The organism is Streptomyces afghaniensis (genome assembly GCF_044327915.1).
Lineage (GTDB): Bacteria > Actinomycetota > Actinomycetes > Streptomycetales > Streptomycetaceae > Streptomyces > Streptomyces afghaniensis.
Map to the genome: position 1 here is coordinate 1 of NZ_JBIRGJ010000006.1, position 25,112 is coordinate 25,112.

24 protein-coding genes and 1 rRNA gene are annotated in these 25,112 nt (G+C 71.5%); 19 read left to right on the forward strand and 6 right to left on the reverse strand.

Annotated elements, in window-relative coordinates:
• The 9 genes from rrf to ACH4G3_RS22465 form a co-directional block, all read left to right on the forward strand.
• Positions 1–70, forward strand: a 5S ribosomal RNA gene (rrf, locus tag ACH4G3_RS42405); the annotation flags it as partial.
• A gap of 61 nt (positions 71–131) precedes the next feature.
• Positions 132–776 (forward strand): HAD family hydrolase, encoded by a 645-nt coding sequence (locus ACH4G3_RS22430; RefSeq protein ID WP_397626195.1) that lies wholly within the window; start codon positions 132–134, stop codon positions 774–776.
• A 75-nt stretch (positions 777–851) separates the two neighbouring features.
• Positions 852–2,072: an MFS transporter gene (locus ACH4G3_RS22435; RefSeq protein ID WP_397626196.1), complete on the forward strand. Its 1,221-nt coding sequence runs from the start codon at positions 852–854 to the stop codon at positions 2,070–2,072.
• A complete protein-coding gene (locus tag ACH4G3_RS22440; protein ID WP_397626197.1) occupies positions 2,023–3,195 on the forward strand; it encodes an acetoin utilization protein AcuC in 1,173 nt (390 codons plus the stop codon). The genes ACH4G3_RS22435 and ACH4G3_RS22440 overlap by 50 nt, the downstream gene beginning before the upstream one ends.
• A 94-nt stretch (positions 3,196–3,289) precedes the next feature.
• Positions 3,290–4,105 carry a phosphatase gene (locus tag ACH4G3_RS22445; protein ID WP_397626198.1) on the forward strand — a complete coding sequence of 272 codons (816 nt, stop codon included), beginning with the start codon at positions 3,290–3,292 and terminating at the stop codon, positions 4,103–4,105.
• 129 nt (positions 4,106–4,234) lie between these two features.
• On the forward strand, positions 4,235–4,447 hold the full coding sequence (locus ACH4G3_RS22450; RefSeq protein ID WP_004984898.1) for a helix-turn-helix domain-containing protein: 213 nt from the start codon (positions 4,235–4,237) through the stop codon (positions 4,445–4,447).
• A gap of 156 nt (positions 4,448–4,603) precedes the next feature.
• The gene (locus ACH4G3_RS22455) at positions 4,604–4,702 is read left to right on the forward strand and encodes a 30S ribosomal protein bS22 (RefSeq protein WP_003948845.1); all 99 of its coding nucleotides are present in this window, start codon (positions 4,604–4,606) and stop codon (positions 4,700–4,702) included.
• A gap of 203 nt (positions 4,703–4,905) precedes the next feature.
• Positions 4,906–5,967: an NAD-dependent epimerase/dehydratase family protein gene (locus ACH4G3_RS22460; RefSeq protein WP_397626199.1), complete on the forward strand. Its 1,062-nt coding sequence runs from the start codon at positions 4,906–4,908 to the stop codon at positions 5,965–5,967.
• A 14-nt stretch (positions 5,968–5,981) separates the two neighbouring features.
• Positions 5,982–7,037: a lysophospholipid acyltransferase family protein gene (locus ACH4G3_RS22465; RefSeq protein WP_397626200.1), complete on the forward strand. Its 1,056-nt coding sequence runs from the start codon at positions 5,982–5,984 to the stop codon at positions 7,035–7,037.
• 80 nt (positions 7,038–7,117) lie between these two features.
• On the opposite strand, the gene ACH4G3_RS22470 is transcribed toward ACH4G3_RS22465, so the two are convergent.
• The 3 genes from ACH4G3_RS22470 to ACH4G3_RS22480 all read right to left on the reverse strand — a co-directional run bounded on the left by ACH4G3_RS22470 (position 7,118) and on the right by ACH4G3_RS22480 (position 10,654).
• Positions 7,118–8,365, reverse strand: a complete 1,248-nt coding sequence (locus tag ACH4G3_RS22470; protein ID WP_397626201.1) for a DUF5667 domain-containing protein — start codon at positions 8,363–8,365, stop codon at positions 7,118–7,120.
• 236 nt (positions 8,366–8,601) lie between these two features.
• Positions 8,602–9,372, reverse strand: coding sequence for an ECF subfamily RNA polymerase sigma factor, BldN family (locus ACH4G3_RS22475; protein WP_037671603.1), 771 nt, complete (start codon positions 9,370–9,372; stop codon positions 8,602–8,604).
• A 364-nt stretch (positions 9,373–9,736) separates the two neighbouring features.
• The gene (locus tag ACH4G3_RS22480) at positions 9,737–10,654 is read right to left on the reverse strand and encodes an HAD family hydrolase (protein ID WP_397626202.1); all 918 of its coding nucleotides are present in this window, start codon (positions 10,652–10,654) and stop codon (positions 9,737–9,739) included.
• Positions 10,655–10,824: 170 nt separating this feature from the next.
• Between ACH4G3_RS22480 and ACH4G3_RS22485 the strand changes: the two genes are divergently transcribed.
• The 5 genes from ACH4G3_RS22485 to ACH4G3_RS22505 all read left to right on the forward strand — a co-directional run bounded on the left by ACH4G3_RS22485 (position 10,825) and on the right by ACH4G3_RS22505 (position 16,598).
• Entirely contained in the window at positions 10,825–11,094 is a 270-nt protein-coding gene (locus tag ACH4G3_RS22485) for a glutaredoxin family protein (RefSeq protein WP_037671606.1), read from the forward strand.
• Between the two features lie 323 nt (positions 11,095–11,417).
• The gene (locus ACH4G3_RS22490; RefSeq protein ID WP_392110137.1) at positions 11,418–12,182 is read left to right on the forward strand and encodes a redox-sensing transcriptional repressor Rex; all 765 of its coding nucleotides are present in this window, start codon (positions 11,418–11,420) and stop codon (positions 12,180–12,182) included.
• A complete protein-coding gene (locus ACH4G3_RS22495) occupies positions 12,179–13,939 on the forward strand; it encodes a glutamyl-tRNA reductase (RefSeq protein ID WP_397626203.1) in 1,761 nt (586 codons plus the stop codon). Before ACH4G3_RS22490 ends, ACH4G3_RS22495 begins: the two co-directional genes overlap by 4 nt.
• The gene (gene hemC, locus ACH4G3_RS22500; protein ID WP_397626204.1) at positions 13,936–14,895 is read left to right on the forward strand and encodes a hydroxymethylbilane synthase; all 960 of its coding nucleotides are present in this window, start codon (positions 13,936–13,938) and stop codon (positions 14,893–14,895) included. Before ACH4G3_RS22495 ends, hemC begins: the two co-directional genes overlap by 4 nt.
• Complete coding sequence (locus ACH4G3_RS22505; RefSeq protein ID WP_020275178.1) at positions 14,892–16,598, forward strand: bifunctional uroporphyrinogen-III C-methyltransferase/uroporphyrinogen-III synthase; 1,707 nt, start codon at positions 14,892–14,894, stop codon at positions 16,596–16,598. Before hemC ends, ACH4G3_RS22505 begins: the two co-directional genes overlap by 4 nt.
• A 24-nt stretch (positions 16,599–16,622) precedes the next feature.
• Here ACH4G3_RS22505 and ACH4G3_RS22510 read toward each other — a convergent pair whose 3' ends face one another.
• Positions 16,623–18,011, reverse strand: a complete 1,389-nt coding sequence (locus ACH4G3_RS22510; protein WP_397626205.1) for an FAD-binding oxidoreductase — start codon at positions 18,009–18,011, stop codon at positions 16,623–16,625.
• Between the two features lie 344 nt (positions 18,012–18,355).
• On the opposite strand from ACH4G3_RS22510, the gene hemB reads away from it, so the two are divergent.
• From hemB to ACH4G3_RS22530, 4 genes are all read left to right on the forward strand, one after another.
• Complete coding sequence (hemB, locus tag ACH4G3_RS22515; protein ID WP_397626206.1) at positions 18,356–19,354, forward strand: porphobilinogen synthase; 999 nt, start codon at positions 18,356–18,358, stop codon at positions 19,352–19,354.
• A 166-nt stretch (positions 19,355–19,520) separates the two neighbouring features.
• On the forward strand, positions 19,521–20,423 hold the full coding sequence (locus ACH4G3_RS22520; protein ID WP_397626207.1) for an SAM-dependent methyltransferase: 903 nt from the start codon (positions 19,521–19,523) through the stop codon (positions 20,421–20,423).
• A 129-nt stretch (positions 20,424–20,552) separates the two neighbouring features.
• On the forward strand, positions 20,553–21,776 hold the full coding sequence (locus tag ACH4G3_RS22525) for an aminotransferase-like domain-containing protein (protein WP_397626208.1): 1,224 nt from the start codon (positions 20,553–20,555) through the stop codon (positions 21,774–21,776).
• A 71-nt stretch (positions 21,777–21,847) separates the two neighbouring features.
• A complete protein-coding gene (locus ACH4G3_RS22530) occupies positions 21,848–22,675 on the forward strand; it encodes an arylamine N-acetyltransferase family protein (RefSeq protein ID WP_397626209.1) in 828 nt (275 codons plus the stop codon).
• Here ACH4G3_RS22530 and ACH4G3_RS22535 read toward each other — a convergent pair.
• Together ACH4G3_RS22535 and ACH4G3_RS22540 are read right to left on the reverse strand one after the other, a co-directional pair.
• Positions 22,644–23,531: a helix-turn-helix domain-containing protein gene (locus ACH4G3_RS22535; RefSeq protein WP_397626210.1), complete on the reverse strand. Its 888-nt coding sequence runs from the start codon at positions 23,529–23,531 to the stop codon at positions 22,644–22,646. The genes ACH4G3_RS22530 and ACH4G3_RS22535 overlap by 32 nt on opposite strands.
• Positions 23,528–24,328, reverse strand: coding sequence for a peptidoglycan-binding protein (locus ACH4G3_RS22540; RefSeq protein WP_397626211.1), 801 nt, complete (start codon positions 24,326–24,328; stop codon positions 23,528–23,530). Before ACH4G3_RS22540 ends, ACH4G3_RS22535 begins: the two co-directional genes overlap by 4 nt.
• Positions 24,329–24,633: 305 nt before the next feature.
• On the opposite strand from ACH4G3_RS22540, the gene ACH4G3_RS22545 reads away from it, so the two are divergent.
• On the forward strand, positions 24,634–25,077 hold the full coding sequence (locus tag ACH4G3_RS22545; protein WP_397626212.1) for a peptidoglycan-binding domain-containing protein: 444 nt from the start codon (positions 24,634–24,636) through the stop codon (positions 25,075–25,077).
• Positions 25,078–25,112: the final 35 nt, after the last annotated feature.

Here is a 25,112-nt window from a genome sequence, read left to right on the forward strand (position 1 = left end):
GGAAGCTAAGCCTTACAGCGCCGATGGTACTGCAGGGGGGACCCTGTGGGAGAGTAGGACGCCGCCGAACAATTATTGGGAAAACCCCCGCATCTTCGGATGCGGGGGTTTTCTGCGTTTAGGGTCGAGCCATGCGCTATGACCTCGTGATCTTCGACAACGACGGTGTCCTCGTCGACAGTGAGCCCATCTCCAACCGGCTCCTGGCCGCCTATCTGACCGAGCTCGGGCACCCCACGTCGTACGAGGACTCCTTGCGTGACTACATGGGCGCCGCCATGCACCGTGTCCACGACCTCGTCGCGGAGCGGACCGGGCGGCGGCTGCCGGTGGACTTCGACGACGTGTTCCACGCTCGGGTCTTCGCGGCCTTCGAGCGCGACTTGAAGCCGGTCGCCGGCGTCGAGGAGGTCCTGCAGAAGCTCGCCGCCGACTCGGTGCCGTACTGCGTGGCGTCGTCCGGGAGCCATGAGCGGATCCGGGTGGGGCACCGGACGACCGGGCTCGACCGGTGGTTCGACGAGGGGCGGATCTTCAGCTCGGAGGATGTGGGGAGGGGGAAGCCGGCTCCCGATCTGTTCCTGTACGCGGCCGAGCGGATGGGGGTCGCGCCGGAGCGGTGTGTGGTCATCGAGGACAGTCCGCTGGGGGTACGGGCGGCGATCGCGGCGGGGATGGACGTGTACGGCTTCACCGCCATGACGCCGATGGAGAGGCTGGCCGGGGCCGGGCGGCTCTTCTCCGACGTGAGGGAACTGACCGAGCTGCTCATGTGAGGTCGTAGAAGCTGAGCCGAATTCATCTTTGGCTGGATCTACCCATGGGTAAGTCTGGGCCCTACGCTCGCGGCCATGACTGATGTGCTGCGGCGCGGCAGGGGCTCGTTGGCGTTCAGCTTCTTGGTGCAGGGGGTCGCCTTCGCTCTGCTCGTGACGCGGATTCCGGCCATCCAGGACCGGTACGGGGTCTCCGACGCGTTGCTGCCGGCGTTCCTGGCCGCTGTGCCGATCCTGGCCGGGGTCGGGAGCGTGACCACCGAGCGGCTGGTGAAGCGGGTGCGGCCGAGCCGGCTGCTGCGCTGGTCCCAACCCGTGGTGCTGCTGGCGCTGCTCGGGGTCGGGGCCGGGGAGCGGATGGTGGAACTGGGCGTCGCGCTCGCGGCGTTCGGGCTGGCCGTCGGGGTGCTGGACGCGTCGATGAACATGCTCGGGGTGAGCCTGCAGCGGTCGTACGGGCGCAGCATCATGCTCAGTTTCCACGCGGCCTACAGCCTGGGCGGGATCGTGGGGGCCTCGCTGGCGTGGGTGGGGGCGCACTGGGATCTGGCGTTGTGGGTGTCCTATCTGCCGGTCGTGGCGGTGCTGCTGCCGGCTGTGCTGGTGGGGAGCCGGTGGTACGTCGACGACGGGGATGCGGCGCCGGCGGTGGAGGAGAAGGCGGCAGGTGAGGGTCAGGCCGTCGTGTTCAAGTGGCTGCTGCCGTTGTGTCTGGTGATGACCGTCGCGTACATCGGGGACTCCACGGTGTCCAACTGGAGTGCGAAGTACCTCCAGGACGTGCTGGGGAGCTCGGAGCAGATGGCGACCGTGCCGTACAACGTGTACATGGTGACCACGCTGCTGGGGAGGGCGATCGGGGATCTCGGGGTGCGGCGGTTCGGGGCCGTCGCCGTCGTACGGGGCGGTGCGCTGGTGGCGGCGGGTGGGTTCGCCGTGGTGGCGGGGGCGCCCGGGGCGTGGGTGGGGATGCTGGGGTTCACTCTGCTGGGGCTCGGGTTGTGTGTGCTGGTGCCGCAGACGTTCGCGGCGGCCGGGCGGTTGTTCCCCGGCGCTTCGGACGCTGCCGTGGCGCGGCTGAATGTCTTCAACTATGTGGGGTTTTTGATCGGTTCGCCGTTGGTCGGTGCGCTCGGGGACGTGTGGAGCTATCGCGGGGCCATGCTCGTGCCGATGGTGTTGGTGCTGGTGACGCTGGTGTACGCCCGGTCGTTCGCTGCTCAACCGGACCGATACGGTGGCGGGCATGAGCGGCCGCGCACAGCTGATGTGGGACGAGGCAGTAACGGGCTATGACTTCGGTCCGGGGCATCCGATGGACCCGGTCCGGCTCGCCCTGACCCGGACACTGGTCGATGCCTTCGGGCTGGACCGTGAGGTGGAGGTGGTCGCCGCCAAGGCGGCCGGGGAGTCGACGCTGCGGCTCGTCCACCGGCAGGACTACATCGAGGCGGTGAAGGCCGCGTCGGCGGATCCGGGGGCGGCGGACCAGTCGTACGGGCTGGGGACGATGGACGATCCGGCCTTCGCCGGGATGCACGAGGTGTCTGCGCTGATCGCCGGGCAGTCGGTGGGGGCCGCGGAGGCCGTGTGGCGCGGCCAGGCGCTGCACGCGGTGAACTTCGCGGGCGGGCTGCACCACGCGATGCCGGGCGGCGCCTCCGGGTTCTGCGTCTACAACGACGCGTCGCTGGCGATCGCCCGGCTGCTGGAGCTGGGGGCCGAGCGGGTGGCCTACATCGACGTCGACGTGCATCACGGGGACGGCGTGCAGGCGGCGTTCTGGGAGGACCCGCGGGTGCTGACGATCTCGCTGCACGAGCATCCGCGGACGCTGTTCCCGCAGACCGGGTGGCCGGAGGAGACGGGCGCCGACAGCGCGGAGGGCTCTGCGGTGAACGTGGCGCTGCCGGCCGGGACGGGGGACGCGGGCTGGCTGCGGGCGTTCCACGCGGTCGTGCCGGAGCTGATCGCCGACTTCCGGCCGCAGGTGCTGGTGACGCAGCATGGGGCCGACACGCACTTCGAGGATCCGCTGGCGCACCTGGCGGTGTCGCTGGACGCGCAGCGGGCGGTGCAGGTGGCCTGTCACGACTTGGCGCACGAGTACGCCGACGGGCGGTGGGTGGCGCTGGGCGGGGGCGGCTACGCCGTGGTGGACGTCGTACCGCGGTCGTGGACGCATCTGGTCGGGATCGCGGCGGGCCGGGCCGTGGCGCCCGAGGCGATGATTCCCGAGGGCTGGCGGCAGGAAGTGTTCGCGAGGACGCGGCAGTTGGCTCCGGCGCGGATGACGGACGGGCGCTGGCCGGTGGCCTTCCCCGGCTGGGAGGAGGGCTACGACCCCGCGGACCGGCTGGACCAGGCGGTGCTGGCGGCTCGGCGGGCGGTGTTCCCGCTGCGGGGGCTGCTGGCCTGACCGGGGCCAGTGGGCACGGGTGCCTGCTAGGCCGAGTGTGCGGTGTTCGCCCGTTCTCGGGACACGTGGGACCCTTGTCGCGCACGATCTCCTCGTGCTGACCCCCGAAGCCCTTCGTGCGCACCTGGTGGGCGCACGCCTCGCCGGGACCGTGGCCACGCCTCGTGAGGAGAGCCTGCGGAGTTACCGGCTGTTCGCCGCCCGGGACCCACGGGTGCTCCTCGGGCTCGATCCCGAGGGGGCCTGGCGTCAGCGGGATGTGCTCGAGCTGATGGCGGACAGGTGTGGGGTTTCGGCCGATTCCCGATGGACTTCCGGCCAGGACGTGATCGATCCGGAGCGCACCCTGGCCGCGTTGGACGCCTTCGCGGAGCGCCTCGCCGAGATCGCCCGGCGCGGCGCACCCGTGCTCCTCGGCACCGGGCACCCTCACCGGCTGCTCGGTTTCTACGCCGCTCTGGCAGACGCGCTGTCGGCGGCGGGGTGTGCCGTCCTCACCCCGGCGCAGGGTCGTCGTGTCGACATAACGACCCGGTTCGGCCTACGCACGTACAACCTCGACTACGTACGAGGAGTCGCGCTGGTGCGGGGACCCGGCACGGAACGCCCCGGTTGTGAGCCCGGCGCACATACGCACTCACCTCTCCCGGTTCGTACCGTGTTGACCGCTGCCGCGGAGGCCGGCGGGCCCCTTCCCGAGCTGGTCATCGGGGACCACGGGTGGGTCTGCGGGGCAGGTCAGCTGGGGTTCGAGGCCATCGGGGCGGCCGATACGGACGATCCCGCCCCGTTCGTCGGTGAGGCGGAGGGGTCCGTCTCCGTCGTCGTTCCACTTGATGACGGTGTGCGGTCTGATTACTACCTGCCGCTTACCCGCTACGTACTCAATCGGGCGTGTCTGTCACAGTAGGCCGCCGATGGGTGCACCTCTTCCCCACTCGCATCACCCGCCCCTACATTGGGGAGTGAGCACGCAGCGACGAAGAGTCACCGGAAGGGGAAGCCGGTGGCCGTCGAGTGCGGAAGGTTCAGGTGTGTCATGGCTGCAGCTGGCGAGAGGCCTCTGAACGAGGTTCAGTTCCTTACCGTGGCGGAAGTCGCCTCGGTGATGCGAGTGTCGAAGATGACCGTGTACCGGTTGGTGCACAGCGGTCATCTGCCCGCGATCCGTGTGGGGCGGTCCTTCCGCGTCCCGGAGCAAGCGGTTCACGAGTACCTCCGCGAGAGTTACGTGGGGGTGGAAACCGCCTGACGGCTGGGGCGGGGTGGTCCCTCACAGGGCACTCGGGATCACCCTGGCCTCCTCGATTACGACCTCAGCGCTCGGGCGGGTAGGCTAGCCCCTCGTAGGTCGTGTGGGCCCATGGCGCCCAAACAACCGAGTGATGAGAAGTGAGCGAGGGTAGTCGTGGGCTCTGTTATCAAGAAGCGGCGCAAGCGGATGGCCAAGAAGAAGCACCGCAAGCTGCTCAAGCGCACGCGCGTTCAGCGTCGCAACAAGAAGTAAGTTCGCGACGCGGACGCCGCGAGAGCGTTGCTGTGGCCCCCCACCCACCGGTGGGGGGCCACACGTGTTCCGGCTCCTGCGTCCGGCTGCTTGTCGTCACTTCGCGCATCGGGCGGTCATCACAGCGCAACACCGAACCGCTAAGTTTGCCTCACGGGGGAACGCGGCGGGGCAAGAGGTTTTCTGGAAGGAAGGCGCGGATCTTGGGCAAGGTCGTGCTCGTGACCGGTGTGGCCCGCCAGCTGGGGGGCCGGTTCGTCCGGCGCATCCAGCGTGACCCCGAGGTGGACCGGGTCGTCGCCGTGGACGCGGTGCCGCCCGAGCACCATCTGGGCGGCGCGGACTTCGTCCAGGCCGACATCCGGCAGCCCGGAATCGCGCGGGTGCTCGCCGAGACGGGCGCCGACACGATCGTCCACCTGGACGTGACGGGCACGCCGCTGGGCAGCGGCAACCGGGCCTCCCTGAAGGAGACCAACGTCATCGGCACCATGCAGCTGCTCGGTGCCTGCCAGAAGTCCCCGAGCGTGCGGCGGCTGGTCGTGAAGTCCAGCACGAACGTCTACGGGTCGGCGCCCCGCGACCCGGCCGTCTTCACCGAGACGACCCCGCCCAAGTCCCTGCCCAGCGGCGGCTTCGCCAAGGACACGGTGGAGGTCGAGGGCTATGTCCGCGGCTTCGCGCGCCGCCGGCCCGACGTGGCGGTGTGCGTGCTGCGGTTCGCCAACATCCTGGGCCCGACCGCGGACACCCCGCTCGCCTCGTACTTCGCGCTGCCGGTCCTGCCGACCGTGTTCGGCTACGACCCGCGGCTTCAGTTCGTGCACGAGGAGGACGTGATCGAGGTGCTGCGGATCGCCTCGCACGAGCCGCGGCGGGGCACGCTCAACAGCGGCACCTTCAACATCGCCGGTGACGGCGTGCTGCTGCTCTCGCAGTGCTCCCGGCGCCTCGGGCGCCCCACCGTGCCGCTGCTGCTGCCGGCCGTCACCTGGGCGGGCTCGCTGGTGCGTACGCTGGGGATGACGGACTTCTCGCCCGAGCAGATCAGGCTGCTCACCCACGGCCGGGTCGTGGCCACGGGCCAGATGCGCGAGACGCTGGGATTCCAGCCCAAGTACACGACCGCGGAGACGTTCGCGGACTTCGCACGCAGCCAAGGTCCCGGACTTCTTCCGCCGGAGGCCCTCGCGGGGGCCGTCGACCGGATCGCCGCGCTGCCCCTCGCGGGCGGCGGCCACCCCCCGACGCAGAGCGCCAACTGAGGAGCGCATCAACGATGGCGGATGCCAAGGTCATTCCGTTCGACGACGACCGGTCCCGCGGGGGCGCCGTGCAGCGTCCGCAGCGGCGCAGGAGTGCCGGGAACCGTCGCCCGGGCACGGATTCCGTGCCGGTACGTGAGGTGCAGCCCCTGCCCACCAGGGCTGTTCCGCAGGATGATGTTCCTGTGACACCTGAGGAACAACAGCCGGAGGGGTCCCAGGGCGGCGAGGGCGGCCTGGAGCGGCGTATCGCGGGCGGCCTGGCCTTCCTGCGCCGCCGCCTCACCGGGGACTACGAGGTCGACGACTTCGGCTACGACGAGGAGCTCACCGACCAGGTCCTGATGTCCCTGCTGCGCCCGCTGTACGAGAAGTACTTCCGGGTCGAGGTGAAGGGCATCGAGAACATCCCGTCCGAGGGCGGCGCCCTGATCGTCGCCAACCACTCCGGGACGTTGCCGATGGACGGCCTGATGATGCAGGTCGCCGTGCACGACAACCACCCGGCCGGCCGGCATCTGCGGCTGCTCGCCGCCGACCTGGTGTTCATGCTGCCGGTGGTCAACGAGCTGGCCCGCAAGCTCGGTCACACCCTGGCCTGCGCCGAGGACGCGTCCCGGCTGCTGGAGCAGGGCGAGCTGGTCGGGGTGATGCCGGAGGGCTTCAAGGGCCTCGGCAAGCCCTTCGCGGACCGCTACAAACTCCAGCGCTTCGGCCGCGGCGGCTTCGTCTCGACGGCCCTGCGCGCCGGTACGCCGATCGTGCCCTGCTCGATCGTGGGGGCCGAGGAGATCTACCCGATGATCGGCAACGCCAAGACGGTCGCGCGGCTGCTGGGTTTCCCGTACTTCCCGATCACGCCGACGTTCCCGTGGCTCGGGCCGCTCGGGGCGGTTCCGCTGCCGACCAAGTGGACGATCCAGTTCGGCGAACCGATCCCCACGGACGGCTATCCGCCGGAGGCGGCCGAGGACCCGATGCTGATGTTCAACCTGACCGACCAGGTCCGGGAGCAGATCCAGCACACGCTGTACAAGCTGCTGGTGCAGCGCCGGTCGGTCTTCTTCTGAGGCACGCGCACCACTGAGGCGGGGCCTACGACGATGGGGGCGCCCCGCATACGAGGGCGCCCCCACTGTCGAACCGCCGGCTAGTCGGCGTCCTCGCTGTCGATGCCCAGCTCGGGCAGTAGGTCGGGCAGGAGCGGCGGGAGCGTCACGTCCGGCTTGGGGACGGACGGGACGCCTTCCGTCGACGGCGAGGTGCTCGCGTCGCTGGACTGCCGCGGCGGGTCGAGCAGGCCGCCGGTGTTGCCGCCGAGCAGGCCGTCCTTGTCGCTGCCGGCCGAGTGGCTGGGGCTGCCGCTGCCGCTGCTGCCCTTGTCGGAGTGGCCGCGGCCGCTGTCGCTGGGCCGGGCCGACCGGTCGGTGGCCGAGGAGCCGCTGGAGGCCGACTCGGAGGCGCCCTGCCGATTGCCGTCGCCGCCGCCGCTCCGGGTCGGGGGCTCGGGCAGCAGGGACCGCAGCGGGGCGACGTCCTGCTCTATGGCGTCGAACACCGACGACACCTGGTCGCTGACGTCCCCGAGCTGGACGGGGAGCTTCTCGCGCAGTTCGCCCCAGGCCTCGCGGTGGGAGCGGGAGAAGGCGGACAGGGCCTTGATGGGCTCCAGGGAGCCCGGGTCGCGCTCGTACGCCTCGCTCAGCAGCCGGTGGCCTTCCGACGCGTCGTGCCGCATGCCGGACAGGGCGCGGCGGATCTCGCCCAGGGACTCGTGGTCGAGCGGGCCGCTGCGGCCCCGCTCCATCAGGCGGCGGGCTTCGCTGAGCCGGGTGGAGGCGTGGTCGAGATAGACCCGGCCGCGCTCGTCGACGCCGTCGGCGAGGCCGAGCTTGACGTCCTCGATGCCGCGCTTGAGGCCGTAGAGCGAGTCGCCTGGCAGGGCGTCGGAGCTGGCGGCGGCGACGCCGCCGAGGGCGCTCGCGGCCACGCCCACGCTGAGCCCGCCCGCGGTGAGGCCCTTGGCGAGGCGGGAACGGGGCCGGAACTTCTTCAGTGGGCTCGCTCGGTGGGCGCCATGGGCCCGGGGGGAGCGCTGCTCGGGGACAGCGCCGTCCGTCGCCCCGCCGCCCGCGCTGCCCTCCTGGAGCATGGCCTCGAACGCGGCCACCAGCTGGGCCCGCTGGACGACCTTGACCTCCGGGTCAAGCTCCGGCTTGGGCAGCGCGTCGAGACCGGAGGCGAGCGCCAGCAGGCGTGCCTGTTCGGTCGGCTCCGCAGCGGCCGGTGCCGGTGCCGGTCCTTCGGACTGCTCGGCCGCCGTGCCCTGCTCGGACTGCTCCTGAAGGGCCTGGGCGAAGGCGTTCGCCCGCCGGTGCGCCGATACGTTCGCGATCACTGGCGGCACCTCCTCTCGTCATGACGGTCGACTCCCCAGGGGGTCCTGAGGGTTGCACACCCTGACCACGACCACACGATCGGGTGATCGGAGCCGGTCAGGGGGTGACCACAGGGAGCCTGCATCCCGCACAACGAGCGGCGCGGCACTTGGGTTACGGACGCCGGATGATCGGATGCCGAAGTCAACGGAGCGTCACGGAACGTGAGTTGGCCGTCGCCGAGTGTGCGGCCGCGTCAGCGGGCGTCTTCCGGGAGGAGCCGGGCGAGCGTGCGGACGGCCCGGTACTGGAGGGTCTTGATGGCGCCCTCGTTCTTGCCCATGACACGGGCGGTCTCGGCGACGGAGAGGCCCTGGAGGAAGCGGAGCGTCACGCACTCCTGCTGCTGGGGGTTGAGCCGCCGTACGGCGTCGAGCAGGGCGGCGTTGGAGAGGGACTCCAGGACGGAGTCCTCGGGGGAGCGCTCGACCTCGTTGGCGTCGAGCATCTCGCCGGTGGTGACTTCGAGGCGGAAGCGGCTGGACTTGAAGTGGTCCGCGACGAGGTTCCGGGCGATGGTGACCAGCCAGGCGCCGAAGTCACGGCCCTGCCAGGTGAACGTGCCGATGCGGCGCAGGGCCCGCAGAAAGGTCTCGCTGGTGAGGTCCTCGGCGGTCGCCTTTCCCCCGACCCGGTAGTAGATGTACCGGTAGACGGTGTCGCTGTATTGGTCGTAGAGACGGCCGAAGGCGTCGGCCTCGCCGGCCTGGGCGCGCTCCACGAGGTCCATCATGCGGGCGCTGTCGCTGTCCGCCGCCGGCCGTCGGGCGGTGGCCGCGCCGGACGGGCGCCCTCGTCTGCCGACCGCGGCGCTGCCGTCGGCCAGTGCATAGCACGGGCCTACGGGCGCGGCGGTGGCGAATGCGGGGCCGGCGTACGCGGTGGGGACGAAGCCGCGCAACAGGTCGAGGACCGTTGCGCGCAGCGTAGCCAGGCCCGAGGCGTCAACCCCGACGTGTGGGTACACGGGACTCCCAGAGGCAGAGCTTCCATCACGTGCAGTGCGGGACCTTTCACCCGTCGTAGCGACGGAGGGGTACCGGATTGCGTCTGAGGAGAATAACGCTTCGTACAGGCCCTGCTACACCGAGTTGCTCAAATCATCGGTTACGTCGCTTCCGTAACCGATTGACGCCGCATCAAGTGCCAGAGAGTGAACGGTTGTTGATCGGAAAGGTTCGGATTGAGGCTGGGTCCAGGGCGTGTTGTGGCCGTGTCCAGCCAAGAGGACTGGATGCGAGGTTGTGGGGGTACGCCAGTTGGATTTACGGGGCTTGTCATCCCGTAAACGAAGGTGTCCCGGATTGATCGGTCGCCTGCCCGGCCGGTCGTCAGCGGCGACGGCGGTGCAGGGCGATGGCCGCCGCCGTGCCGCCGGCCACCGCGCCCACGCCGGCCGCGGCCGGGATGCCGACCTTGGCCGCCTTGCGGCCGGTGCGGTAGTCGCGCAGGCGCCAGTCCAGGTCGCGGGCGTGCTTGCGCAGCTTGGAGTCCGGGTTGATGGCGTAGGGATGGCCGACCAGGGACAGCATCGGGATGTCGTTGTGCGAGTCGCTGTAGGCGGCGCAGCGGGTCAGGTCCAGGCCCTCGGCCGCGGCCAGGGCGCGGACCGCCTCGGCCTTCGCGGGGCCGTGCAGCGGTTCGCCGACCAGCTTGCCCGTGTAGACGCCGTCGACGGACTCGGCGACCGTGCCCAGGGCGCCGGTCAGGCCCAGGCGGCGGGCGATGACCTGGGCGATCTCGACGGGGGCCGCCGTGACGAGCCAGACCTTCTGGCCCGCGTCCAGGTGGGCCTGGGCCAGGGCGCGGGTGCCGGGCCAGATGCGCTCGGCCATGTACTCGTCGTAGATCTCCTCGCCGATCGACTGGAGCTCGGCGACGCGGTGACCCTTGACGATCGACAGGGCCGAGTCGCGGGCCTCCTGCATGTGTTCGGGGTCCTCGACCCCGGCCAGCCGGAACCACGCCTGCTGCCAGGCGAACCGGGCGAGTTCCCGTGTCTCGAAGAACTTCCGTTTGTACAGGCCCCGGCCGAAGTGGAAGAGGGCGGCGCCCTGCATGACGGTGTTGTCCAGGTCGAAGAAGGCGGCGGCCCGGTCGTCGCCGTGGACCGGGAACTGCGGTTCCTCGGTGGTGCCGGCGGCCTCTTGTGAGGACTTGCGGGCAGCCTCCGCCGAGGCCTCGCCTGCCAAAACGCTCCGCGCCGTGGCAGAGCGCCTACGGGGAGTGAGCCATCCGAGAGCGGCCATGGCGTGAGCATAGCCAGTTTGTTCGGGGTTTCCGGAGTCGAGAGGTTTGGAGCCTGTGAACTCTCGGCAAGCGTGTCGTTAAAGAGGTCGTTCCGGACGGACGTGGCCGGCGCGTCGCCGGTGCTTTCGTGAGGGTTCCCCTCGTTCACGGGCGCGCGACAATGGCCGACATGAGTCCCCTCTTTCGTCGCAGGCCCCCTCGGGACCGGCTCGTCACCCTGATCCGCAAGCCCGGCTGTCATCTGTGTGATGACGCACAGGTCGTTGTGGAGAAGGTGTGCGGTGATCTGGGAGTCCCCTGGGAGGCGAAGGACATCACCGAGGATCGGGAACTGCACGACCAGTACTGGGAGCAGATCCCGGTCGTACTGGTGGACGGCAGGCAGCACACGTTCTGGCGCGTCGGTGAGGACCGCCTGCGCAAGGCGCTGACCGACTGATCCCGCTGATCCCGCCAGGTCCGGCAACTGACCGAGCAGTCCAAAGAGGGCCGCCAGGTCGCTTAGGATCGTCGGTGGCTGGTCTCGGGGGCGGGATACACAGAGGAGAGTGTGCGGTTTTGCCCCCAGAAGTAAAGGAACGGTGGTGCGTATGCGCCGGTTCCCCACGAGTGCGCCGGGGGTGCGTGAGCCCGGTCACGTTGGGCGGGCAAAACGGACACCATCTTTGTGCACGCGTTCACAAAGACATAGCCTGCTTTCGACGGGGCGGTCATGTAGGGACGTATGACCGCCTACAGCCCCGCTCTACCCGCAGGAGCACCGTGGCAACTGGCCGAACTCACCGACCGGCGACCCGCAGCCGAGGGATTCCCGAGGCCACCGTCGCCCGGCTTCCGCTGTACCTCCGCGCTCTGACCGCGCTGTCGGAACGCTCGGTGCCCACGGTCTCCTCCGAGGAGCTCGCGGCCGCGGCGGGGGTCAACTCCGCGAAGCTGCGCAAGGACTTCTCCTACCTCGGCTCCTACGGGACCCGGGGCGTCGGCTACGACGTCGAGTATCTCGTCTACCAGATCTCCCGCGAACTGGGCCTCACCCAGGACTGGCCGGTCGTGATCGTCGGTATCGGTAATCTCGGCGCCGCCCTGGCCAACTACGGCGGGTTCGCCTCCCGCGGCTTCCGGGTCGCCGCGCTCATCGACGCCGACCCGGCCATGGCGGGCAAGCCCGTCGCCGGTATCCCCGTGCAGCACTCCGACGACCTGGAGAAGATCATCCAGGACAACGGCGTGTCGATCGGTGTCATCGCCACCCCCGCCGGTGCCGCCCAGGCGGTCTGCGACCGGCTCGTGGCCGCCGGTGTCACCTCCATCCTGAACTTCGCGCCGACCGTGCTGTCCGTGCCCGACGGCGTCGACGTGCGCAAGGTCGACCTCTCCATCGAGCTGCAGATCCTCGCCTTCCACGAGCAGCGCAAGGCCGGCGAGGAGGCCGCCGCCTCCGACGGGGGCGCGCCCACCGCCGCCGCCCGCAGCGACTCCGCCGACCAGGGACCCGACGGGGACATGCCCGCCGTGATGCCGGCATGAGCCTCCTCGTCGTCGGACTCAGCCACCGCAGCGCCCCGGTCAGCGTGCTGGAGCGGGCCTCGCTCAACACGGACGCGCAGACCAAGCTGCTGCAGGACACGGTCGCCGCCGAACCGGCCGCCGAGGCCGCGGTGCTCGCCACCTGCAACCGCATCGAGCTCTACGCCGACGTGGACAAGTTCCACGCCGGTGTCGCCGAGCTGTCCACGCTGCTCGCCCAGCACAGCGGGGTCGGCCTGGAGGAGCTCACTCCCTATCTCTACGTGCACTACGAGGACCGGGCCGTCCACCACCTGTTCTCGGTGGCCTGCGGCCTGGACTCGATGGTCGTCGGCGAGGGACAGATCCTCGGCCAGATCAAGGACTCCCTGGCCCGCGCGCAGGAGCTGAACTCCGCGGGCCGGCTGCTGAACGACCTGTTCCAGCAGGCCCTGAGGGTCGGCAAGCGCGCCCACTCCGAGACCGGCATCGACCGCGCCGGCCAGTCCCTGGTCACCTTCGGCCTGGAGCAGCTGGCCGCGGGCGGCGATGTGGAGACCTGGGCCCGGGGCAAGAAGGCCCTGGTCATCGGTGCCGGGTCGATGTCCTCGCTGGCCGCGGCGACGCTCGCGCGGGCCGGGGTCGCCGAGGTCGTCGTCGCCAACCGCACCTTCGACCGGGCCGAGCGCCTCGCCGAGATTCTCACCGAGGGCGACGACACGGACGTGCTGGCCCGCGCGGTCCCGATGGAATCGGTGCCGGTCGAACTGACACGTGCCGACATCGCCGTCTCCTGCACCGGCGCGACGGGCCTGGTCCTGACGGCCGAGTCGGTCGCCGCCGCGGTGGAGGGCCGTACGACAGCCCCGCCGGCCGCGCCCGGCGGCGACGGACCGCACGCTCCGGGCGGCGGGCCGGGCCGGACGGCGGCCACGGGAACGCAGCGGGGCAACCTGCCGGCCACCGGACTCGGCGGCGAGGACGGCTGCCCGCTGGACCTGCCCGCGGTGCAGGGCACCGCCGGATTCTCCGTGCTGGGCGAGGCGGCCGTGGCCGGTATGGCAGCCGCCGACCTGGAGCAGCACGCGGCGTGGGTGGACAACGGCACGGTGGGCGGCGCCCAGCGCGCGGCCCGGCCGGGGACGGCCGGCCCGCTCGACCCCGCCCCGGACGCCGACGCCATCGCGGCCCTCGCCGCGACCGTGGCCACCGTCGGCCGGATCCCCGAGCGGCGCAGGCCCGAGCCGGCCGACGAGCCGCCGCGGCCCGAGCCCGTGCTCTTCCTGCTCGACCTGGCGATGCCGCGCGACATAGACGCGGCCGCGCACCGGCTGACCGGGGTGCGGCTGGTGGACATCGAGTCGCTGGCGGAGGCATCCGCGGGCGCTCCGATGGCTGCCGATGTGGACCAGGTCCGGCGTATCGTCTCCGACGAGGTCGCGGCCTTCGGGGCAGCACTGCGGGCCGCGCACATCACGCCGACCGTGGTCGCCCTGCGCACCATGGCCGCCGATGTCGTGGCCAGCGAGATCGCCCGCCTGGACGGACGGCTGCCCGGCCTCGACGACAAGCATCGCGCGGAGATCACCCAGACCGTGCGGCGCGTGGTGGACAAGCTGCTCCACGCGCCGACCGTACGGGTCAAGCAACTCGCGGCCGAGCCCGGCGGCGCCGGGTACGCGGACGCGCTGCGGACCCTGTTCGACCTCGACCCGGAGACGGTTGCCGCCGTCTCCCGGGCCGAGGACAGCACAGAGAAAGACCGAGGGCCGGCATGAACGACAAGGCGCTGAGGCTCGGCACCCGGCGGAGCAGGCTCGCCATGGCCCAGTCCGGGCAGGTGGCCGAGGCCGTGAGCCGGGTGACCGGGCGGCCCGTGGAGCTCGTCGAGATCACCACGTACGGCGATGTCTCGCGTGAGCAGCTCGCCCAGATCGGCGGCACGGGTGTGTTCGTGACCGCCCTGCGCGACGCGCTGCTCAAGGGCGAGGTCGACTTCGCGGTGCACTCGCTGAAGGACCTGCCGACCACGCAGCCCGACGAGCTGGTGGTGGCCGCCGTGCCGACCCGGGAGGACCCGCGGGACGTGATCGTCGCCCGGGACGAGCTGAAGTTCACCGACCTGCCGAGCGGGGCCCGCATCGGTACCGGTTCGCCGCGCCGCATGGCCCAGCTCAACGCGTACGCGCGCAGCCACGGCCTGGACATAGCGACCGTCCCGATCCGCGGCAACGTCGACACCCGGATCGGATACGTACGCTCCGGTGAGCTCGACGCGGTCGTGCTGGCCGCCGCCGGACTGAACCGGATCGGCCGGGGTGACGAAGTGACCGACTTCCTGTCGGTCGACACGGTTTTGCCCGCCCCCGGCCAGGGGGCCCTGGCGATCGAGTGTGCCGCGGGCAACGCGGACCTCGTCGCCGCGCTCGCCGAACTCGACGACCCGTTCACGCGGATCGCCGTGACGGCCGAGCGGTCACTGCTCGCCGCCCTGGAGGCCGGTTGCAGCGCCCCTGTGGGCGCGCTGGCCGACCTTCTGGCCGACGGGCAGATTGTCAAGGAAATGCGCCTGCGCGGCGTCGTCGGCACGACCGACGGCACGCGGATGGTGCAGCTGTCCACCACCGGTCCCGTGCCCGAGACACACGACGGGGCAATGGCGCTCGGTCGCGAACTCGCGGCCGAGATGCTCGCCCAGGGCGCGGCCGGTCTGATGGGGGAGCGAGCACATTGAGCCCCACCACCCTTTCCGCCGGTCCTGAACACGGGCACGTCACCTTCCTGGGTGCCGGACCCGGAGATCCGGGACTACTGACTCTGCGCGCCGTGGAGGCGCTGGCGAACGCGGACGTCCTCGTCGCCGAGCACGAGGTGCTCGACGTCGTACGTCAGCACGCCAGGCAGGGCGTCTCCGAAGTGAACACGGATTCGGATCCTTCCCAGGATCCGGCTCCGGGCACAGGAACGCCCCAGCTGACGGTTGTTGACGGTACGTCAACCGCCGCAGCGGCCCCCGCGGTGCGGGATGCCGCACATCTTGTCATGGAGGCCGCGCGGGGCGGCAGGCGGGTCGTGCGTGCGGTGTCCGGGGACCCGGGCCTGGACACGTACGCCGCCGAGGAGATGCTGGCGTGCGCCGCCGCCGGGGTGCCCTTCGAGGTGGTCCCCGGTATCGCGAGCGCCGTCGGTGTCCCCGCGTACGCCGGTGTGCCGCTGCGGGACGCGCAGGGCGCGGACGTGCGGTTCGTCGACGCGCGCACGGCGTCGGACCGGTGCTGGACGGAGGTGGGGGCGTCGGACGGCACGGTCGTGGTGTCCACGACGCTGGACTCCGTAGCGGCGGCGGCCGGCGAGCTCGTCTCCGCGGGCCGCAAGCCGGACACCCCGATGACGGTCACCGTCGCCGGTACGACCACCCGGCAGCGCACCTGGACCGCCACGCTCGGCACGATCGCGCAGACGCTGAAGCAGGCCAAGGTGCTGCCCTCACCCGACGGCGGCCGGCCGGTGATAGCCGTGGTCGGTGAGCGTTCCGCCGCCGCCCAGCGCGACCAGCTCGCGTGGTTCGAGTCCAAGCCGCTGTTCGGCTGGAAGGTGCTCGTGCCGCGCACCAAGGAGCAGGCGGCGTCGCTCTCCGACCAGCTGCGGTCGTACGGGGCCGTGCCGCACGAGGTGCCGACCATCGCCGTCGAGCCGCCGCGCACGCCCCAGCAGATGGAGCGGGCGGTCAAGGGGCTCGTGACGGGCCGCTACGAGTGGATCGCCTTCACCTCGGTGAACGCGGTCAAGGCCGTGCGGGAGAAGTTCGAGGAGTACGGGCTCGACGCGCGTGCCTTCGCGGGCATCAAGGTCGCGGCCGTGGGCGAGCAGACGGCCAAGGCCCTGATCGCGTTCGGCGTGAAGCCGGACCTGGTGCCGAGCGGCGAGCAGTCGGCCGCCGGGCTGCTGGAGGACTGGCCGCCCTACGACCCGGTCTTCGACCCGATCGACCGGGTGTTCCTGCCGCGTGCCGACATCGCCACGGAGACGCTGGTCGCCGGGCTGATCGAGCTGGGCTGGGAGGTCGACGACGTCACCGCCTACCGGACCGTGCGGGCCTCGCCGCCGCCGGCGGAGACGCGCGAGGCGATCAAGGGCGGTGGCTTCGACGCCGTGCTGTTCACGTCGTCGTCGACCGTGCGGAACCTGGTCGGTATCGCCGGCAAGCCGCACAACGTGACCGTGATCGCGTGTATCGGCCCCGCCACCGCCAAGACGGCCGAGGAGCACGGGCTCCGGGTGGATGTCATGGCTCCGGAACCGTCCGTGCACAAGCTGGCGGAGGCCCTGGCCGACTTCGGCGCGAAGCGCAGAGCCGCCGCTGTGGAGGCCGGGGATCCGGTGACGCGGCCGAGCGAGCGGCGGCCGGGAGCCCGGCGGCGGCGTTCGACCACGTAGGCGGATCGACTGTGTTCGCTGCGGCTACGCGGGAGTCACCGCGTGGCCGTAGCGGAGCAGGTTGGACGGGTCGTAGGTGGCCTTGTCGTGGCGCAGGCGGTCGTAGACCTCCGGGGTCCAGGCGCGGGCGCGGTCCTGTTCGTCGCCCGGGGTGCCGTGGATGTTGACCATGGTGCGGCCCGTGCCGTAGGGGGCCATGGCCGTGTAGAGCTGTTGCGTCGCCTGTTCGATGGCCTCGGCGGCGGGTGGCGCGGCCATGATGCCGACCGAGTCGATGAAGTACAGGGCGTCGCGGGCGCAGACGGCGTCCTCGACGGCGGACGGGCGGGACAGCGCGCCGCCCATGTGGCGTATCTCGACCATCAGCAGGGGGTGGTCGGCGCCGGCCGAGGGGCCGGCCTGGTCCAGGAACGTGCGGATGGCGTCGGGGGGCAGGTCGCGCAGGAGCAGGCAGGACTCCCTGCCGGGGAGCGGGTCCTGCGGTTCCATGTGGATGCGGTCCAGGGCCGCGTGGTCCATCACCTCGACCGTGTCGACGGCTACCGGGGCCGCTTGGCGCAGCGGTGCGATCAGGGCCTCGCCCTCGGCCGGGAGGCCGGGCCAGGCGATCGCCACGCGTGCCCAGAAGCCGCCGCGCAGGGGTTCCGGGATCTGGGGGATGGGTGGCAGGCGGAGGATCGTGAACGCGCTGCACATCTGGTCCGGGACGGTACGGGTCCAGTCCGCCCAGGCCTGGAGCAGGGCCTCGGCGTGCTCGCCCCGGCAGTAGATGCCGCCGCCGTAGATGCGGGGGAGGGGGAGCAGTTCGGTGACCAGCGAGGTGACGACGCCCACGTTGCCCTTGCCGCCGCGCAGGGCCCAGAACAGTTCCGGTTCGTGCTGGGGGTCCGTCTCGCGCAGCCGGCCGTCCGGGGTGACGACATGGAAGGAGCGGACCAGGTCGGCCGCGTAGCCGTAGGCACGGCCGAGGACGGGCAGGCCGCCGCCGAGGGTGTAGCCGATGACGCCGGCGTCCGTGGAGGTGCCGCTGAGGCCGGCGAGGCCGTGCGGGGCGGCCGCGGCCATGACGTGGCTCCACTTCGCGCCCGCGGCGATGGTGGCGGTGCGGCTGGCGGGGTCGACCCGCACGTCGGTCAGGCGGGCCGTGTTGATCAGGAGGCCCTTCTCGATGGGGAAGTTGGCGCCGTGGCCGGTGGCCTGGACGGCTACGGGGGTGTCGGTGGCTTTCGCCCAGCGCATGGCCGTGACGATGTCGTCGGGGGAGGCCGCTCCGATGACCACGTCGGGGGTGTGGAGGGCGGCCAGGTTGAAGCCGGTGACCTCGTCGGCGTAGGCGGGGTCGCCCGGACGCAGGACCGGGCCGTGGATTTCCGAGAGGGCGAAGAGGTCGGGCGTGTCGTGGCGGGCGGTCATCGCGTCCTCCGTGGGGGGCGTACGGAGGGACGGCGGCGGCGGGGTGGCAGTTGGCCGTCGAGGTCCTTGTTCCTGTGTTTTCAGGATGGACCTGGGGCATGCCGGGCGCATGCGGGAACGGTGGGCTTCGGGGTGCTCGGTGTTGGGGCCGGGGGCGGGTGGGGTGCGCAGCCCGGCGTTGCGGGGTGCCGCCCGCGCCCACCCGTGCCGCCCTGGGGGTACCTCCCAGGCCCTTAAGGCACTGGGGGAGGCACGATTGCCCGCGGAATGCGGACTTCGGCCGCAGTTCAGTTCCGACAGTGCGTCGGCATCGGGGCGTATGGGGCGGGCGTAGCGTAGGTGGCATGACGACGTACGGATCTTTTCCCGGTACGCGGCCGCGGCGTTTGCGGAGCACTCCCGTCATGCGTCGGATGGTCGCCGAGACCCGGTTGCACCCTGCCGATCTGATTCTTCCGGCCTTCGTGCGTGAGGGCGTCAGTGAGCCGGTGCCGATCGCGGCCATGCCGGGGGTCGTGCAGCACACCCGGGACAGTCTGAAGAAGGCCGCCGCTGAGGCCGTCGCGGCGGGCATCTCCGGGATCATGCTGTTCGGCGTGCCGGAGGAGTCGAAGAAGGACGCGCTGGGGACGCCGGGGACCGACCCGGACGGGATTCTCCAGGTCGCCATCCGGGACGTGCGGGCCGAGGTCGGTGACGATCTGCTCGTCATGTCCGACCTGTGTCTCGACGAGACCACCGATCACGGGCACTGCGGGGTGCTCGACGCCCAGGGGCGGGTCGACAACGACGCGACCCTGGAGCGGTACGCCGAGATGGCCCAGGTGCAGGCCGATGCCGGCGCCCATGTGGTCGGCCCCAGCGGGATGATGGACGGGCAGATCGGCGTCGTCCGGGACGCCCTCGACCAGATCGGGCGGGAGGACGTCGCCATCCTCGCCTACACCGTGAAGTACGCCTCCGCGTTCTACGGGCCGTTCCGGGAGGCCGTCGGCTCGTCCCTGCAGGGGGACCGGAAGACCTATCAGCAGGATCCGGCGAACGTGCGTGAGTCCATGCGGGAACTCGCCCTCGATCTCGAGGAGGGCGCCGACATGGTCATGGTCAAGCCCGCCGGGCCGTACCTGGACATCCTCGCCCGGGTCGCGGACGCCGTGGACGTGCCCGTCGCCGCCTACCAGATCTCGGGCGAGTACTCGATGATCGAGGCCGCCGCCGAGAAGGGCTGGATCGACCGGGATCGCGCGATCATGGAGGCCCTGACCGGTATCCGGCGCGCGGGCGCCCGGAGCATCCTCACCTACTGGGCCACCGAAGTGGCCCAGCGGCTCAAGGGTCAGTAGGACAGGGCCTGCTCCATGTCCCGCAGCCAGTACGTGATCGCGTGTGGTTGATGGGGTGGCGGACCGGCTTGGGCGGGCTTGGGCACCATCAAATCGCCTGGGCCGTTAGGTTGTTGACCGTCGGAGTGGTTGTTGATTGAACCACCTACTCTTCAGGGAGACGTCCATGACCGGTGACGCCCTCAGCCAGGATCCCGCCGAGCTGCAGAGGAGGATCGACAGCAGCAAGGCGCACCCGGCCCGGGTCTACGACGTCTTCCTCGGCGGCAAGGACCACTACCCGGCCGACCGGGACGCGGCCGCCGCCGCGCTCGCCGCCAACCCGCGCGGGTACCTCGACGTACGGCACAACCGCGACTTCCTGCGCCGCGCGGTCACCACGCTGGTGGAGCAGGACGGCATCCGGCAGTTCCTCGACATCGGCACGGGACTGCCGACCGCCGAGAACGTGCACCAGATCGCGCAGCGCATCGCGCCCGACTCGCGGGTCGTGTACGTCGACAACGACCCGGTCGTGCTCGCGCACGCGCGGGCCCTGCTGACGAGCGGGCCCGAGGGGCGTACGGACTACATCGACGCCGATCTGCGGGATCCGGGCCGCATCCTGGAACAGGCCGCCAAGACCCTGGACTTCGACCGGCCGGTCGCGCTCTGCCTGGTCGCCATCCTGCACTTCGTCGCGGACGAGGAGGCGTATCCGCTGGTGCGCGAGCTGCTGGACGCGCTGCCCGTCGGCAGCCGGCTGGTGCTCAGTCACCTCACCGAGGACCTCAACCCCGAGAACATCCGCGCGGTCCAGCGGACGTACACCGAGCGGGGGTTCACCTTCGTGCTGCGCTCCCGGGCGGAGGTGGAGCGGTTCTTCACGGACAACGCCCTGGAGATCGCCGACCCGGGGATCGTCCCGGCGCACCGCTGGCGGCCCGACGGCGCGGCTCCCGTCCCCGAGCAGCCGGAGGATTCCTACCTCGCCGGTCTCGACGACATCGAGAAGGTCCGCTACCGCGACATCAACGACGTCACGGACGCGGACATCAACGTGTACGCGGGGCTGGGAGCCAAGGGCTGAGCAGCGGCTCCCGTGTCCTACCGGACCGCCCCCCTCCGGCGTCCGGATCGCGGAAAGGTGCTTGTAGGCGGCACGCACTTCCCTAGGCTGCGGCGGACAAGCCGTCACCGCAGTCGAAGGAGCCGTGTCATGACCGTCACCGAGCCCGCGCCCGCTCACTCTCCCGTGCCGCCGCTCGCCGCGCGGGCGCGGTCGGTCGGCGGCTCTCCCGTGCGGGACATCCTCGCCGTCACCGCCCGTCCCGAGGTGATCAACTTCGCGGGCGGGCTGCCGGCGCCGGAGCTGTTCGACGCGGCGGGCATCGCGGCCGCGTACCGGGCCGTGCTCGCCGAGGAACCCGCGCGGGCGCTGCAGTACTCCACGACCGAGGGCGAGCCCACGCTGCGGGCCGCGCTCGCCGAGCGCACCACGGCACGCGGACTGCCGACCGCTCCCGACGACCTGCTCGTCACCACCGGCTCCCAGCAGGCCCTCTCGCTCCTCGCCACCGCGCTGCTCGAACCCGGCGACACCGTCCTCGTCGAGAGCCCCTGCTATCTGGCGGCCCTGCAGGCGTTCGGCTTCGCCGGGGCGCGGGTCGTGCCCGTGCCCGGCGACGAGCAGGGCGTCGATCCCGGGGCGCTGGAGGAGCTGGTGGCGCGCGAGCGGCCCAAGCTGCTCTACACCGTGCCCACCTTCCAGAACCCCACCGGCCGCACGCTGCCCGCCGAGCGGCGCGCCGCCGTGGCCGCGGTCGCCGCCCGGCGCGGGCTGTGGATCGTCGAGGACGACCCGTACGGGGAGCTGCGGTACGACGGTGAACGCGTGCCCTGGATCGCCTCCCTCCCGGGCGCCGAGGACCGTACGGTCCTGCTCGGCAGCTTCTCGAAGGTGATGGCGCCCGGTCTGCGGCTGGGCTGGCTGCGTGCGCCCGGTGAGCTGCGGCGCGCCTGTGCCGTCGCCAAGCAGGCCGCCGACCTGCACACACCGACCGTCAACCAGCTCGCCGCGGCCCGCTACCTCGCCGACCACGATCTGGACGCCCACGTCGCACGCGTCGCCGGCGTGTACGGCGAACGCCGGGACGCCATGCTCGCGGCGCTGCCCGGCGCGCTGCCCCAGGGGGCGGTCTGGACCCGGCCCGAGGGCGGCATGTTCCTCTGGGCGCGCCTGCCGGAGCCGTACGACACGACGGCCCTGCTGCCGCAGGTGGTGCGGCATGACGTGGCGTACGTCCCCGGCGCTCCCTTCTACGCCGGCCCGCCCGACCGCACGACCCTGCGGCTGTGCTTCGTGACGCAGACGCCCGAGGAGATCGAGGAAGGGCTGCGGCGGCTGGGCAAGGGGCTTGGGGCCGGTACGCCGGGGGCCTAGGTCCAACGGCGGAGCGGCATCTCCGGCTGCGGGCCGCCGACGCGGTGGGTCGGTGTGATTACGGTGACGTCATGTTCGATTCCATACCGTTCGACCTCGACGTGTATCTCCGGCGGATCGGGTGGGAGGGGGAGCGGCGGGCCGACCCGGCCACGCTGCGCGGTGTGCATCTGGCGCACATGCTCGCCCTCCCGTTCGAGAACCTCGACGCGCTGCGCGGCAGGGCTCCTTCTCTTGATCCGGCCGACCTCATGGCGAAGTTGGTCCACAGCCGGCGCGGCGGCTACTGCTACGAGCACAACACGCTGTTCGCCCGCGCGCTGGAGGCGCTGGGCTTCCGGGTGACCCGGTTAGCCGCGCGGGTGGTCGTCGGCGCCGACAGCATCGCGAGCCGGCCGCGCACCCACATGGCGTTGCTGGCCGAGGGCCCCGGCGAACCGCGGCCGTACCTCGCGGACGTCGGCTTCGGGGCGATCGGCGCGCTGCTGGAGCCGGTGCCGCTGGTCGCGGACGTGGAGTTCGCCGGGGCCGGGCGGCGGCACCGCCTGGTGCACGTGCCGCACGACGGACCACTGGAGATGTGGCTGCTGCAGGTCCACGACCCGGGAAAGGGCGACTGGAGCGGCCAGTACGCCTTCACCCTGGAGCCGTTCGAGGAGCCTGACTTCGACGTCATCAACTGGCACATCGCGACCAACCCGCGCTCGCCGTTCAGCCGGCGCCTCTACGTCCAGCACATCGGCGCCACCCGGCACCTCCTGCTCGACGGCCGGCTTCTCACGGAGACCCGCTCCGACGGCACGGTCACCGAGCGGGAGGTGACCGGTGAGGCGGAGGCGCGGCGGCTGTTGGAGGAGGAGTTCGGCATCACCGCGCCGGAGGGGATGACGCTGCTTTAGAGGACAGGAGCCGACCTGGTGCTTCCACCTGTTCCACGCGGGCGTCGAAGCACTCGCGGCTGCCTCCCGTCGCCGGGCGGAAGCAGGCCCGGACGGTCGTGCCGGGGCGGGCTTTGGTCATGGGTGTGTAGACGTAGGACTGGGCGGCGAGGCCGTCCGCGATCTCGGCTGCGTGTGGACGGCGGCCTCCGTCGGTCCTGTTCAGCTCCAGCCGGTCCCCGATCCGCGTGCTCCACATCCGGGCCCAGCCGGCCGCGCACTTGTCGCTGTAGCGCAGTTCGAGCTGGGCTCCGGTGGACGTGCGGTGCGAGGCGAGAGTGAGCGGGGACGCGCCGCATCTCATGTGCATGGGGCTCTTGCCCTCGCAGGTGGCTCCACGGCAGCGGGGTGCCGGGGCGGACGGGGGCGGCGGTGACGGCCGGGGGTCGTCGGACTGGCCCGCGAGGAGGACCAGGGCCACGGACAGGCCGCCGGCCGCTGTCGCGCACACCGACGCGAGGACGGCCAGGACCGCGCCCCTGCCGCCGGCGGCAGGCGTCGAGGCGTCCGCCTCCGGGGGCGCGGGCGGGTCCGTGGGCGCGGTCGGTGCCGCCCGGCCGCTCCACTCCGACTCCGCCAGTTCCCACAGCGCGAGGCACCGGCCCTCCGGTTCGCCCGCGAGCCGGCACAGCTCCTGCACCGCCTCGCGCGGCGGGAGCGTCCTGCCGTTGAGGTAGCGCTCCCAGGACGACTTGCTGAACGTGGTCTTCGCCGCGAGGGCCGCCAGGCTCAGGCCCGTGCCCGCCCTCAGCTCCCGCAGTGCGCAGGCGAGCCGGTCGCGTTCGGGCGGCAGCGGGCCGGGCGGGGTCCGCGTCATTCCCGCAGGGCCTTCCAGGTGTGCGGGCCGATGATGCCGTCCACGACCAGGTGCGCCCGCTTCTGCAGGTCCCTGACCGCACGTTTCGTGTGCGGGCCGAAGATGCCGTCCACGGCGCCCGGTGAGAGACCCGCCTCGCGCAGCAGACACTGTGCCTCGGCCACCTCCGGTCCGGCGTGGCCCTCGGCCAGGACGGCCTTCATGGTGCGGCTGTTGCCCGCGTACCAGCGGTCCTCGATCCGCTCCGCCCGGCAGGTGTACCGGGGCCGGTCCGACTCCTCGGGCGGCCCCGCTGCCGTCGTGGCGGTGGCGGTGAGGCCGGCCGCCGCCGCGCTGCCCTCGCCGTCCGTGAGCCGTACGGCCAGCAGCACCGAGGCGGCCACGGCCAGCACCAGGGCCACCGATCCGGCTGTGAGCGTGATGCGCAGCGCCCGGCCGTGAGGGCGGGGTGCGCCGGATCCCGGCTCGGTTCCCGGCTCGGTTCCGGGCTCGGTTCCGAGCTTGGTTCCGGGCTCTGCCGGGTCCGCCTCCTTGCCCCACGCCTCGGTGGCGACCTCGTGCAGCGCGAGGAGGCGGGTCGGGTCGTCACCGCCGAGCCGGGCCATCGCCTCGACGGCCTCCCTGGGCGGAAGCGACCTGCCCGCCAGGTAGCGCTCCCAGGACGACGTGCTGTACCCCGTCTTGGCCGCGAGCTGGCGCAGGCTCAGTCCGCTGTGGTCCTTCACCCGGCGTAAGCGCACCACCAACTGCCGCACGCACGGGTCGAGTTCTTCGGGCAGCCCTTTCCAACGCGACATGTTCCCCCCACTCGCGTTCGTGGACCGTGGTCAGCGGTCCCGTCACCGCCGCATTCTGCATCAGCATCCACGCGGTGCCCCATACATCGGTTCCGTTCTCCCCGCAGCCCCCTACCGATTCGGCCACACCTCGCCGGGACCGTCCCGCCGCGTCGTCCCGGCGTACGGCGTCACAGCAGGTCAGCGCGTGGGACGTCCCGTCAGGACGTCACTTCCGCGGCGACTGTGGCGGCTCCGGGTGCCGGGGCCGCAGTCTCGTTGCCACGCAGCACCCAGAGCACTCGCAACCATTCGGAGGGGAACTCATGCGAGCACTCACGAAGACACTCGTCTGTGCCACCACCGCCATCGGGATCGCCGTCGGGGGCGTGGCCACCGCCGGTCCCGGTGTCGCGGCGGAGACGCGGCCGGCGGCCGGCGCCGAGGTCAGCCCGCTCGCGGTCGTCAACCTCGGCCTGACGGCCGGTGAGGCCAAGAAGGTCCAGCGCGTCCTGAAGGAGCACTGGCAGTACAAGGGCAAGATCGACGGGCAGCTCGGCACCGAGAGCTGGAAGGCGTTGCAGCGCTTCCTCAAGAAGAACTACGCCTACAAGGACAAGATCGACGGGAAGGTCGGCCCGAACACGGTGAAGGCGCTGCAGCGCTGGCTGAAGGCCAAGTGGGGGTACAAGGGCAAGATCGACGGCGACCCCGGTGCGGGGACCCGGGCCGCGTTCAAGCGCATGGCGAACGCCTGCCCCAACTGCTGATCCGGCACCGCCGGTTCAGTCGACAGACCGCGGCC